At 60.3% G+C, this 11,711-nt stretch carries 13 protein-coding genes; 4 read left to right on the top strand and 9 right to left on the bottom strand.

Features of this window, described 5'->3' with window-relative positions; all coding sequences use genetic code 11:
- Positions 1-83: 83 nt before the first annotated feature.
- The gene (dsbB, locus tag BRD58_RS07710; RefSeq protein ID WP_073382142.1) at positions 84-614 is read left to right on the top strand and encodes a disulfide bond formation protein DsbB; all 531 of its coding nucleotides are present in this window, start codon (positions 84-86) and stop codon (positions 612-614) included.
- An 84-nt stretch (positions 615-698) separates the two neighbouring features.
- Here the strand turns inward: dsbB and BRD58_RS07705 are convergent, their stop codons facing one another.
- From BRD58_RS07705 to BRD58_RS07690, 4 genes are all read right to left on the bottom strand, one after another.
- Positions 699-1,130, bottom strand: coding sequence for a universal stress protein (locus BRD58_RS07705; protein ID WP_012848320.1), 432 nt, complete (start codon positions 1,128-1,130; stop codon positions 699-701).
- A gap of 107 nt (positions 1,131-1,237) precedes the next feature.
- Positions 1,238-1,699: a YcgN family cysteine cluster protein gene (locus BRD58_RS07700; RefSeq protein WP_012848319.1), complete on the bottom strand. Its 462-nt coding sequence runs from the start codon at positions 1,697-1,699 to the stop codon at positions 1,238-1,240.
- A 102-nt stretch (positions 1,700-1,801) separates the two neighbouring features.
- Positions 1,802-2,458, bottom strand: coding sequence for a fumarylacetoacetate hydrolase family protein (locus tag BRD58_RS07695; RefSeq protein WP_012848318.1), 657 nt, complete (start codon positions 2,456-2,458; stop codon positions 1,802-1,804).
- 141 nt (positions 2,459-2,599) lie between these two features.
- Positions 2,600-2,881: a YcgL domain-containing protein gene (locus BRD58_RS07690; protein WP_015461361.1), complete on the bottom strand. Its 282-nt coding sequence runs from the start codon at positions 2,879-2,881 to the stop codon at positions 2,600-2,602.
- A gap of 136 nt (positions 2,882-3,017) precedes the next feature.
- Here BRD58_RS07690 and minC point away from each other — a divergent pair, with 136 nt between their 5' ends.
- Genes minC through minE form a run of 3 tightly spaced genes read left to right on the top strand, consistent with a single transcriptional unit; the run spans position 3,018 to position 4,809 of the window.
- Complete coding sequence (minC, locus tag BRD58_RS07685; RefSeq protein ID WP_012848316.1) at positions 3,018-3,698, top strand: septum site-determining protein MinC; 681 nt, start codon at positions 3,018-3,020, stop codon at positions 3,696-3,698.
- Between the two features lie 25 nt (positions 3,699-3,723).
- Positions 3,724-4,536, top strand: coding sequence for a septum site-determining protein MinD (minD, locus tag BRD58_RS07680; protein ID WP_012848315.1), 813 nt, complete (start codon positions 3,724-3,726; stop codon positions 4,534-4,536).
- Positions 4,537-4,539: 3 nt separating this feature from the next.
- The gene (minE, locus tag BRD58_RS07675) at positions 4,540-4,809 is read left to right on the top strand and encodes a cell division topological specificity factor MinE (protein WP_012848314.1); all 270 of its coding nucleotides are present in this window, start codon (positions 4,540-4,542) and stop codon (positions 4,807-4,809) included.
- Positions 4,810-5,041: 232 nt separating this feature from the next.
- Here the strand turns inward: minE and rnd are convergent, their stop codons facing one another.
- The 5 genes from rnd to BRD58_RS07650 form a co-directional block, all read right to left on the bottom strand.
- A complete protein-coding gene (gene rnd / locus BRD58_RS07670; RefSeq protein ID WP_012848313.1) occupies positions 5,042-6,157 on the bottom strand; it encodes a ribonuclease D in 1,116 nt (371 codons plus the stop codon).
- Positions 6,158-6,292: 135 nt separating this feature from the next.
- A complete protein-coding gene (fadD, locus tag BRD58_RS07665) occupies positions 6,293-7,972 on the bottom strand; it encodes a long-chain-fatty-acid--CoA ligase FadD (RefSeq protein WP_012848312.1) in 1,680 nt (559 codons plus the stop codon).
- A gap of 304 nt (positions 7,973-8,276) precedes the next feature.
- Entirely contained in the window at positions 8,277-8,879 is a 603-nt protein-coding gene (locus BRD58_RS07660) for a Slp family lipoprotein (RefSeq protein WP_012848311.1), read from the bottom strand.
- A gap of 110 nt (positions 8,880-8,989) precedes the next feature.
- Positions 8,990-9,691 (bottom strand): tRNA (adenosine(37)-N6)-threonylcarbamoyltransferase complex dimerization subunit type 1 TsaB, encoded by a 702-nt coding sequence (gene tsaB / locus BRD58_RS07655; RefSeq protein WP_073382138.1) that lies wholly within the window; start codon positions 9,689-9,691, stop codon positions 8,990-8,992.
- A 73-nt stretch (positions 9,692-9,764) separates the two neighbouring features.
- The gene (locus tag BRD58_RS07650) at positions 9,765-11,705 is read right to left on the bottom strand and encodes an ATP-dependent DNA helicase (protein ID WP_069579632.1); all 1,941 of its coding nucleotides are present in this window, start codon (positions 11,703-11,705) and stop codon (positions 9,765-9,767) included.
- Positions 11,706-11,711: the final 6 nt, after the last annotated feature.

The raw sequence follows: 11,711 nt of genomic DNA, 5'->3' as shown, positions 1-11,711 counted from the left end.
GCGCATTTCAGATAATTTTTTCTGGCAGTGTGCAGTCAATGGTTTACACTGGCTGCACCTTTTTGTGACATGGAAATCAGGTTATGTTGCAATTTTTGAAGCGTTATTCGCAAGGGCGCGGCGCCTGGCTACTGTTGGCGTTTACCGCGCTGCTGCTTGAGTCGACCGCGCTCTACTTTCAGCATGTGATGCTGTTAAAACCCTGTGTCATGTGCATCTATGAACGCTGTGCCCTGTTCGGGATTCTGGGAGCCGGGCTGCTGGGCGCCGCGGCGCCGAAAACCCCGCTGCGCTGGGCCGCGCTGCTGCTGTGGCTGTACAGCGCCTATCGCGGGCTGGAGCTGGCCTGGCAGCACACGATGATCCAGCTGCACCCCTCGCCGTTCAATACCTGTGACTTCTTTGTCTCCTTCCCCGCGTGGCTGCCGCTGGACAAATGGCTTCCGTCCGTCTTTTTCGCCAATGGGGACTGCGCTGAACGCCAGTGGCAGTTTCTGAACATGGAAATGCCGCAGTGGCTGGTCGGGATCTTTGCCGCCTATCTGCTGATCGGTCTGCTGGTGCTGCTGGCTCAGATGGTCAAAGAGAAGCGTCGCTCGCTGTTTAATCGCTAGACTCGCCGCTCACACCGCGCGACCAACGTCAAAAGGCACCCGAGGGTGCCTTTTGCTTTTCTCGTTGCTGGGTGACGGAATACTTTAGCGAGCGACTAGCACCGAGGTGCGAGCGTGGCGAACGATCGCCGCCGCGTTGGAGCCCAGCAGATAGGTTTTCATGCTGGGGCGCCGCGATCCGATCAGGATCAGGTCGGCATCGATGCACTGCGCCTCTTTCAGGATTTCGTCATAGATACCGCCCTGGCGCACCACCACGCTGATGTTTTCCGCCGGCAGCGGCAGCGTATCCGCCAGCGCCTGCAGACGCGAGCGCAGCTCACCGCTCATCACATCATCGAACTGATTGGTCTGCGGGTTAAAGCGGTTAAGGATAAAATCGGGGATCTGGGCGACGACGTACATCAGGCGCACCCGGGTATCTGGGCTGCGGATCACGGCCTTCACCTGCTCCAACGCCATCGCCGTCAGCGCCTCCTCTCCCAGATCCAGCGGTAGTAAAATGTTCTGATACATCTTTTCCCTCTCCTGTTCTGTGATGGTATTCCCGCGGCATGCGTAGCGTGACGGCGCTGCGGCGGGCTAATTCATCATACAAAGCCAGCCGTAGGACCACAACCGATTTACTCCTGCCCTTCTCCCTGCTGCCACAGCGGCTGGCGCATAATATGCTGCTCCCAGTCGCTGACTTCGCTTTCGCGCACCGCGATATAGCGCACGGAGATGCGCGCCGCATGCATCGCCGACTTAGAGCCGGTGCGCAGCGGGTGCCACGTCGGCAGCGGTGCGCCCTCGCTCAGCAGGCGATAGGCGCAGGTCGGCGGCAGCCATTCAAAGGTCGGCAGATTCTCCCGCGTCAGTTTGATGCAGTCCTCTTCATACTCAAAGCGCCGCGCATAGTGGCGGCACTGACACGTCTTGATATTGAGCAGGTTGCAGGCCACGTTAGTGAAATAGATCTCATCAGTATCTTCGTCCTGCAGCTTATGCAGGCAGCACTGACCGCAGCCGTCACACAGCGCCTCCCATTCGGCGTCACTCATCTGTTCCAGCGTTTTTTCCTGCCAAAAAGGCGTTGTACCCATGTTCACGTTACCCGCAGCTGTGCTATCAAAGGCGCCCTGTATAGACGCTTTGGGCGACAGATGCAAGTCCCTTTCGCGATAGCGGGTATCTCCGCGCCGGCCTCAAATGATCCGGGTCGTCAGCGTACGCGCGTTCAGGCCGATGGTCAGCATGTCGCCGGAGAGCAGCGGACCGACGCCGGCCGGTGTTCCCGTCAGCACAACGTCCCCGGCGCGCAGGGTAAAGAAGCGGCTCATATAGCTAATCAACGGCAGGATGGGGGTCAGCATATCGCGCGTATTGCCAGACTGGCGCAGCGCGCCGTTGACGCTCAGCGTAAGGCCGGCGTTTTGCGCGTCGCCGAATTCGCTCTCGGGAATAAAACCAGAGATGGGACAGGCGCCGTCAAACGCCTTGGCCTTCTCCCAGGGATAGCCGTGCTTTTTGCATTCGCGCTGCACGTCGCGCAGGGTGAGATCCAGCGCCACGCCATAGCCGGCGATAGCGCGCGCCACCCGATCCTCATTCGCCTGACTCAGCGGCATGCCGATCAGCACCGCCAGCTCGACCTCGTGGTGCACCTCGCCCAGCCCGTGGGGGATCACGATCGGCTGGCGCAGATCGCACAGCGCACTCTCCGGCTTGAGGAACAGCACGGGCTGCGGCGCCACCTGGCTGCCCATCTCACGGACATGCTCACGGTAATTATTACCGACGCAGACCACCTTACTGACCGGTAGCTCCAGCAGGGCACCCTGCCAATCACGATGCTGATACATCCTTCACCTCCCCTCAGGCGGGTGCCGCCGCCGGCACCCCGGATCATCAGTCTATCGATTATCCGCAGCGACGGAAGCGCCCGCCCGACCAGAGCGTGATATCGTTCACAGCATTAGCGTACGCGGCGCCAGAAATACGCCTCAGGCGGTCATTTTCCCCTGAGCATATAGGTGCCCCTTCAACAGGTTTTCCGGCGGCGGCGGCAGCTGTAGATAATACCCTTGCTCGGCCAGCGCCGCTTTCACCGTCGCGAGATCCGCCCCGGCCAGGCGCGTGCGAGTGGCCAAATTAAGCACCATAGCCAGCTGCGGCAGGCCGAAGCTCTTCAGTAAATCGGGTGGAACCCGGGAAAAATCGTCTTTCTTTTCCACATACAGATATGTTTGATCGCGTTTTGAGCTTCTGTAGATCACACAAAGCATTTTTTCCACTCTATTTAATTCTGACGGCGACTTGCCTAGATATACTGCTGACTATAACATGCTTAGATACATCGGAATATCACGCGCGCCGTGGTTATTTCGGAGATTTCCAAGTTGCTGAGCTGAGTCAGGATAGATGTCACAAGCGCCAATAGAACTGAAAGGCAGCAGTTTTACACTCTCGGTTGTTCATTTGCATAATTCTCAACCAGAGGTAATTCGCCCGGCATTAATCGCCAAAGTCGGTCAAGCGCCCGCGTTTTTGAAAAATGCGCCTGTTGTTATTAATATTACTGATGTGAATGGCAGTGTGGAATGGCGTGAAATGCTGCGCGTGTTCAGCGCCGCAGGGCTGCACGTCATCGGCGTCAGCGGCTGTCGCGACGAAGCCCAAAAACAGGCGGTACTGCATGCGGGTTTGCCGCTGCTCAGCGAAGGTAAAGGCGCGGTGAAGAAGGCGCCCATCGCCCCGGCGGTCCCCGTCGCGGCGAAAACCAAAATCGTCAGTACCCCGGTGCGCTCAGGCCAGCAGATCTATGCGCGCAGCTGCGATCTGATCGTCACCAGCCACGTCAGCGCCGGCGCAGAGCTGATCGCCGACGGCAATATACATGTCTACGGCATGATGCGTGGGCGAGCGTTGGCCGGCGCCGCTGGCGACAGCGGCAGCCAGATCTTCTGCAGCCATCTCTCCGCCGAACTGGTATCCATCGCCGGTCAGTACTGGCTAAGCGATCAGATCCCGGAAAACTATTATGGGCAAGCCGCCCGCCTCACCCTGAGCGACGGCGCCCTTACCATTCAACCTTTATTCTAGGCCCTTCTTCAAAAAGGATATTTTCATGGCACGCATTATTGTTGTTACATCGGGTAAAGGGGGCGTTGGCAAGACTACATCAAGCGCGGCCATCGCAACCGGACTGGCACAGAAAGGCAAAAAAACCGTTGTTATCGACTTTGACATTGGCCTGCGTAACCTTGACCTGATCATGGGCTGTGAACGCCGCGTCGTGTATGACTTTGTCAATGTCATCCAGGGTGACGCGACCCTAAATCAGGCGCTGATCAAAGACAAGCGCACCGAGAATCTATTCATCCTGCCCGCCTCTCAGACCCGCGATAAAGACGCGCTGACCCGTGAAGGCGTAGAGAAAGTGCTCGACGATCTGCAGGAGATGGGCTTTGACTTCATTATCTGTGACTCTCCGGCCGGTATCGAAACCGGGGCGCTAATGGCGCTCTACTTCGCCGATGAGGCCATCATCACTACCAACCCAGAGGTCTCCTCGGTACGTGACTCTGACCGTATCCTGGGCATCCTCTCCTCCAAGTCTCGCCGGGCCGAAAACGGTGACGATCCTATCAAGGAGCACCTGCTGCTGACGCGCTACAATCCGGGCCGAGTCAGCCGCGGCGACATGCTGAGCATGGAGGACGTGCTGGAAATTCTGCGCATTCCGCTGGTCGGCGTCATCCCGGAGAGCCCGTCGGTGCTGCGCGCCTCTAACCAGGGCGAGCCGGTGATCCTGGACAATGAGTCCGATGCGGGTCAGGCCTACCGTGATACGGTCGAGCGTCTGATGGGCGAAGAGCGTCAGTTCCGTTTTGTTGAAGAAGAGAAAAAAGGCTTCCTGAAACGCCTGTTCGGGGGATAAGACATGGCATTACTTGATTTCTTTCTGTCGCGTAAAAAAACGACAGCCAATATCGCCAAGGAACGGCTGCAGATCATCGTCGCGGAGCGCCGCCGGGGAGACAGTGAGCCCCACTATCTCCCTCAGCTGAAGCGCGACCTGCTGGCGGTCATCTGTAAATATGTACAGATCGATCCAGAAATGGTCAGCGTACAGCTGGAGCAGAAAGGGGATGATATTTCGGTTCTCGAGCTAAATGTCACATTACCGGAAAACGAAGAAGCACCGAAATGAGCAAGAGGCGGCGTTCCCTTATTTATTAAGGAAACGACTGTATAAATAAACAGATGAATTACCATCATCTGTTTATTATTAGGACATCTTTACAGAATAATCTGATTATTATGCTACGGCGCAGATTATCTGCTCGATAAAATGAATAAATTTTGTTTTATCCTACACCCCAGCTCACCAATACAATAAAGGCAGCGCTAAGGCTGCCTTTATTATTTATAGCCTGCGCACGCTATTTTGTCAGTACGCCATTCAGCCCATCGGCCAGCAGCTGACCGCGCCAGCCACTCAGCAGCTCCGGCTGCTCCGTCTTCAGCTGCCAGTGTACGCTCAGCAGCTGATTGATCTGGCGCCGAGACGCCAGCAGCTCCGCCGTCAGCCCCTTCTGCTCTGCCACCTGCTGCACCAGCGTCTTAATGTGCTTAAACGCCTGCTTATAGCCCGGGTGGTCGATCAGACGCTCGACGGCGGGCGGCAGCTGCGCCTCTTCCAGCGCGGCGCTGCGCTCGACGATCTCCAGCAGCGCCTTACCGTGATAGCGGATCTCCGGCCCGCTAACGCCGATTTCGCTCAGCTCGGCCATCGAGCCCGGCATGTAGCGTGCCACCAGCCACAGGCTCTCCTCACGCACCACGAAGTTCACCGCCATATCGCGGGTGCGGGCCTGATTCAGGCGCCACTCGCCCAGCAGCTGCAGGCAGGCCAGCTGACGCGGACGCAGCTGCCAGGCATTGGTCATATCCCGGTAGGCCAGCGTCGGATCCACCGTTTCGGCGCGACGGCGGCACAGAGCCTGGCACTCGTCGAGCGCCGCCGGCAGCCAGCCGCAGGCCTCAACCTCGGCCAGCAGCTTGTGCGCCATCGGCAGCAGGTAATAGACGTCTGCCGCGGCATAGTCGCACTGACGCTCGCTTAGCGGACGGGCCAGCCAGTCGGTGCGCGACTCGCTCTTATCCAGGTCCACCTGCAGATAAGCGCTGACCATGGCGGCAAAGCCGCTGGAGAGCGGGCGACCGGTAAAGGCAGCCAGGATCTGGGTGTCGATCAGCGGCTGAGGCAGAGTCTGGAAGTCATGCAGGAAGACCTCCAGATCTTCGCTGCCGGCGTGCAGCAGTTTGACGACCTGCGGGTTACGCAGCAGATCGACAAACGGCTGCCAGTCGGAGATCGGCAGCGGATCGATGAGTGACAGCGTCTCACCGTCATACAGCTGCACCAGCCCCAGCTGGGGATAGTAGGTACGGGTGCGGACAAACTCCGTATCCAGCGCGATATAGGGGCAGGCGCTGGCGCGTTCACAGACCTCTTTCAGCGCACTGCTGGAGGTAATTAACTGATACTTTAGCATTATAATCTCATTAAAACGCCTGCCGCGGCAGGACGTGAACGGGCGGTCTCGCATCACCCCGCCCAAAAAAACAGTGCGCCGACGGCAACGCCGGCGCCCCGCTATCAACAACCAGCAACAGGGTACGCGTCGAGGCTACCGTTTGTCATCCGCCGCCTGTGCTTCGCGCAGCGTCCGGCGTAAAATCTTACCCACGTTGCTCTTGGGCAGCTCCGTATAAAACACCACCTGCTTCGGTACCTTATAGCCGGTCAGATGGCGGCGACAGTGGCTCACCAGCTCATCGCGGGTCAGGCTAGGGTCGCGCTTGACCACGCACACCTTGACCATCTCACCCGAGCTTTCGCTGGGAACACCGATGGCCGCGCACTCCAACACTTTGGGATGCAGCGCCACCACCTCTTCGATCTCATTGGGATACACGTTAAAGCCGGAGACCAGGATCATATCCTTCTTGCGATCGACGATACGTAAAAAGCCCTGCTCATCCATGGTGCAGACATCGCCGGTGGCCAGCCAACCGTCGCGCATGATCTCTTCTGTTGCCTCTGGTCGCTGCCAGTAGCCACGCATCACCTGCGGGCCGCGCACCTGCAGCTCTCCCGCCTCCCCCAACGCGACCTCACGGCCTTCGTCATCCACTAAGCGGACATCCGTCGACGGCACCGGCAGCCCGATGCTGCCGCTGTAGCGCTTCAGATCGTAGGGGTTCCCCGCCACCAGCGGTGAGCACTCGGTCAGCCCGTAGCCCTCCAGTAAATGGTGACCGGTCAGCTGCTCCCAGCGTTCGGCAACCGCCTTTTGCACCGGCATCCCGCCGCCCACCGACAGCCGCAGCGACGAAAAGTCCAGCTCGCGGAAGTCTTCATTGTGCAGCAGCGCGTTAAACAGCGTATTCACCCCGGTCAACGCCGTGAACGGGTAACGGCTCAGCTCACGGACCATGCCCGGAATATCGCGCGGGTTAGTGATCAGCAGATTGCGTCCGCCCAGCTCAATAAACAGCAGGCAGTTTACCGTCAGCGCAAAGACGTGGTAGAGCGGCAGCGCCGTCACCACCATTTCATGGCCCACCTTCAGCAGCGGACTATAGGCCGCCTTGGCCTGCTCCAGGTTCGCCTGCATATTGCGGTGGGTCAGCATCGCCCCCTTGGCGACGCCGGTCGTACCGCCGGTATATTGCAGAAAGGCCAAATCATCGTTGACGATATCCGGCTTAACATACTGCATGCGTCGCCCGCGCTGCAGCGCACGGCGGAACGAGATCGCGTCCGGCAGATTATATTTAGGCACCAGGCGCTTGATGTACTTGACCACAAAGTTAACCAGCGTGCCTTTCGCCGCCGGCAGCTGATCGCCCATCCGCGTCAGGATCACGTGGCGAACCTGAGTCGAGAACACCACCTTTTCCAGGGTATGGGCAAAGTTCGAGACGATGACAATCGCGCTGGCGCCGCTGTCATTCAGCTGGTGCTCCAGCTCGCGCGGGGTATACAGCGGGTTGACGTTGACCGCCACCATCCCGGCGCGCAGAATGCCGAACAGCGCGATCGGATACTGCAGCAGGTTGGGCATCATCAGCGCGACGCGATCCCCCTTCTGCAGCCCAAGACCGTTTTGCAGGTAGGCGGCAAAGGCGCGGCTGCGCTCCTCCAGTTTGCGGAAGGTCATTACCTGTCCCATATTGATGAACGCAGGCTGATCCGCGTAGCGTGCTACGGCGTGTTCAAACATGTCCACCAGCGAGGCGTAATGATCCGGATTGATTTCCGCCGGCACATCTACCGGATAGCGTTTAAGCCAAACCTTTTCCAAGGCGCTTCTCCCGTGTTTCTTATCTGTATGAGGGGGTACGAATATCGCCCCGCGCGGGCGGTGCCGCGCGTATCGAACGGGCGATAGCGCTGTCGAATATGCCCTCCTGGCATTAAAAACAAATAACCCCGCAAAGCGGGGTTTCTTTGTTCGCAGCCGGCGCATCCACACGCAGCGCGCAGACGGCAGGCAGCGCGCCATTTTATACCTGACGAGCGTCAATGACACCAAAATCTGCCCGCAGACCCCGACTTTGTCCGATTTTAGCGCGTGAACGCGCAGGCTTTGCGCAATCTACGCACCGCTAGGGCTGCGGCACCACGACGTTTTCAATCCGCGCCGGCATTGGAGCATACCAGCCCCAGCCCGGACCAAAGCCCGGCCCCCAGTAAGGACGTCGCCAATAGGGATCATAGCCCCAGGGACCGGGGCCGATCGGCTGCGGCGGCATAATCACCTGCTGATCGACCTGCCAGCGCTGATAGCCGTTGATGTCCATGGTGACAAAGTTATAGGGTGTCTGGCCGATCTTTCCCTCTACGCTGCCGGTCAGCGGTCCGACCACCGTCACCAGCTGGCGATTAAAGTTGATCGGGTCGAGAAAGACGCTGCTTTTGGCCAGAATGCGCCCCAGCACCGGCTGCCCCAGAATCGGTCGGGCGCCGCTGTCCAGCGGCATCACTGCGATCTCCAGATAGCTGGCCTCTTTCTTGTTGGTGACGCTGACCACCGTACCGCCGAAGCGGGACTCCTGACCGACGTATAAATCCGGCGCATTATGCACCGCCACAAAGTTCTGCTGCGGCGTCGGCGAGGTGCCACGCACGGACGCCGGCACGCTCACACACCCGGCCAGCAGCAGCGCGGCGGCTACCCCGGCGATGCACTTCATCTTTATCCGCATCATTACGCTCCCCCTATACCGCGCCAAGGCGACAGCGAGATGACCTCGTCGTTGGCCGTTGGCGGTGCCTACTCTCTTTGACCCGTCGTTCAGCGTCGGGTTCCCTGCGGACGCTAGCCGCGCCCCGGCAGTTTCTTCCAGGTCACTTCATTGCGCAGATAGATCGGCTGCGCCTGCTCCACCGCCACCGTCTCCCCCGACCGCCAGGCGTGCAGCGCCAGCGGCAGCATATCTTCGGCGTGAGGCAGCAGCATTTGCCCGTCGCGCAGCGTTAGGGGGGCGCCCTGCGCCAGGTCAGGATAGGTCTGCCAGCCGGTACCGACCGTCGCCCATTCCCCCTGCAGCGCGGCCAGACGGACGCCCACCTGCTGCGGGTTAAACACCGCCTCGGTCGCGCTACCGTGCCAGACGCCGTCGCTATCGCGGCAGTACTCGCCCCAGTAAACCTCGCCCATACGCGCATCGATCGCGCTCAAGACCCGGCTCGCCGCCGTACAGCGCCAGGCGCCCTGCGCCATCGTCGCCAGCGTGGAGACGCCGATCATCGGCAGCCCGGCGCCCAGCGCCAGCCCCTGAGCGATCCCCACGCCGATACGCACGCCGGTAAAGCTGCCCGGCCCGCGGCCAAAGGCCAGCGCATCCAGCTCGGCCAGCGTCACTCCCGCCTCGGCCAGGATCTGCTGCACCATCGGCAGAATACGCTGGGTGTGTTCGCGTGGACAGATCTCAAACAGCGCCAGAGACTCACCGTTATTCCACAGGGCAACGGAACAGGCTTCCGTTGCGGTATCAATCGCTAAAATTCGCGTGGACATGCCAACCTCGGCAAGAAAAGAAATGAATTATCAATGAACAGAATAATAACACAGCCCCTTAACCCTGTATTTCTCAATTCGCCTCACCCTCATCCTCTGCCGACGCCGTGCTCGGCGCGGCGCGGAGAAAGTCGATGACCCGCGATAGATCGCGGGTACGCGGCGCAGGCGGCAGGCTGCGCAGAAACACCTCGCCATAGGGGCGCATCACCAGACGGTTATCGCAGATAATGATGGCTCCGCGATCGCGGCTGTCGCGGATCAGACGCCCGACCCCCTGCTTCAGGGTGATCACCGCATCGGGCAATTGCACCTGGGTAAAGGGATCGCCGCCGCGCAGACGGCAATCCTCCATGCGGGCCTTGAGCAGCGGATCGTCCGGCGCGGTAAAGGGCAGCTTGTCGATAATCACGCAGCTCAGGGTATCGCCGCGTACGTCCACCCCCTCCCAAAAGCTCCCGGTCGCCACCAGCAGCGCGTTGCCGGCCGCAATAAAGTCGGCCAGCAGGCGGGACTTTCCGCTCTCCCCCTGCACCAGCACCGGCAGCGCAAGGCTCGCGCGGAAGGCCTGCGCCAGCTCGCGCATCATGGCGTGTGAGGTGCACAGGAAGAAACAGCGGCCATTGTTGGCCTCAATCAGCGGCGTCAGCATCTGCGCCAGCTGCGCGGCGGCGCCGCGCTGGTTGGGCGACGGCAGGAAACGCGGCACGCACAGCAGCGCCTGGTGAGCGTAGTCGAAGGGGCTGGGCAGCAGCAGGCTCTGCGCCGCCGTCAGCCCCAAACGCGCGCTGAAGTGCGAGACGTCATCCTCCACCGCCAGCGTTGCCGAGGTAAAAATCCAGGCGCCGGGCTTACTGCGCATCAGCTCACTGAATTTCTCCGCCACCGTCAGCGGCGTCAGCGCCAGCACGAAATGACGCGGCGTACACTCATACCAGTATGAGTAGCCGGGCTGCATGACGTCGGAAAGGCGCTTCAGGCGGTTGCGGTACAGCGTCGCGCGCTCAAAGGCAGCATCGAGCAGCGCCGAGCGGCCCAGCGACATCTTCATCACGTCGTAGCATAGCTCCAGCGCATCATCCACCAGCACCAGAGAGCGGCGTACCTCGGCCTGCGCCAAAATATCGCGCAGGTTGCCGCGAAAGCCGGGATCGCCCAGCACGATACGCAGATCGAGGCTGCGCTGGGTCAGCAGATCGGCGCTTTTCTGCAGCTGGGCGACGTCACGCAGCTCGGTGCGGTAGGCCATGATCATGTCGCGCGCCAGATCCAGCAGCTGGCGGCTGGAGAGCTGCTGGCCAAAATATTGACTGGCGATGTCCGGTACCTGGTGCGCCTCATCAAAAATGGTCACCTCAGCCTCCGGGATCAGCTCGCCAAAGCCCCCCTCTTTAACCACCAGATCGGCCAAAAACAGATGGTGGTTCACCACCACAACCTGGGCATCCATGGCGCGCCGACGCGCCTTGACCACGTAGCACGCTTTATAATGGGGGCAATCTCCGCCCAGGCAGTTATCGTTATTGCTGGTCACCAGCGGCCAGACGGCGCTGTCTTCCGCCACCCCGTGGCAGTGGCTGGTATCGCCATCCTCGGTCTGCGACGACCAGCTGCGCACCCGCATCAGCTCCGCCAGCAGCGCCGGGGCGATATCGCCGCCGGCCAACGACTGCTGCTCCAAACGCTCTGGGCACAGGTAGTTGGCCCGCCCTTTCAGCAGCGCGGTCGCCCCCTGAAAGTTCAGCACCCGCTTCATCAGCGGCAGATCGCGGTTATACAGCTGATCCTGCAGCGCCTTGGAGCCGGTCGAAATGATCACCTTATGGCCACAGCGCAGCGCCGGCACCAGATAGGCAAAGGTCTTGCCGGTACCGGTACCGGCCTCCACCACCAGCGATCCCCGCGCCGCAATCACAGCGCTGACCGCCTGCGCCATCTGACGCTGGGCCTCTCGGGGGGTGAAGCCGGGAATACTCTGGGTTAATAGCCCGTCGGGGGCAAAATCATCGGCCACGGCATC

It is taken from the genome of Edwardsiella piscicida, assembly GCF_001896205.1.
Classification (GTDB): Bacteria; Pseudomonadota; Gammaproteobacteria; order Enterobacterales; family Enterobacteriaceae; genus Edwardsiella; species Edwardsiella piscicida.
The sequence above is the reverse complement of the archived record's forward strand: the minus strand, read 5'-3'. Positions and strand labels throughout refer to the sequence as shown.

Coding starts and splice junctions, on each gene's coding strand:
- minD (WP_012848315.1), top strand. CDS start 3,724: ATGGCACGCATTATTGTTGTTACATCGGGTAAAGGGGGCGTTGGCAAG.
- dsbB (WP_073382142.1), top strand. CDS start 84: ATGTTGCAATTTTTGAAGCGTTATTCGCAAGGGCGCGGCGCCTGGCTA.
- minC (WP_012848316.1), top strand. CDS start 3,018: ATGTCACAAGCGCCAATAGAACTGAAAGGCAGCAGTTTTACACTCTCG.
- tsaB (WP_073382138.1), bottom strand. CDS start 9,691: ATGTCCACGCGAATTTTAGCGATTGATACCGCAACGGAAGCCTGTTCC.
- BRD58_RS07705 (WP_012848320.1), bottom strand. CDS start 1,130: ATGTATCAGAACATTTTACTACCGCTGGATCTGGGAGAGGAGGCGCTG.
- BRD58_RS07660 (WP_012848311.1), bottom strand. CDS start 8,879: ATGATGCGGATAAAGATGAAGTGCATCGCCGGGGTAGCCGCCGCGCTG.
- BRD58_RS07695 (WP_012848318.1), bottom strand. CDS start 2,458: ATGTATCAGCATCGTGATTGGCAGGGTGCCCTGCTGGAGCTACCGGTC.
- BRD58_RS07690 (WP_015461361.1), bottom strand. CDS start 2,881: ATGCTTTGTGTGATCTACAGAAGCTCAAAACGCGATCAAACATATCTG.
- minE (WP_012848314.1), top strand. CDS start 4,540: ATGGCATTACTTGATTTCTTTCTGTCGCGTAAAAAAACGACAGCCAAT.
- BRD58_RS07700 (WP_012848319.1), bottom strand. CDS start 1,699: ATGGGTACAACGCCTTTTTGGCAGGAAAAAACGCTGGAACAGATGAGT.
- rnd (WP_012848313.1), bottom strand. CDS start 6,157: ATGCTAAAGTATCAGTTAATTACCTCCAGCAGTGCGCTGAAAGAGGTC.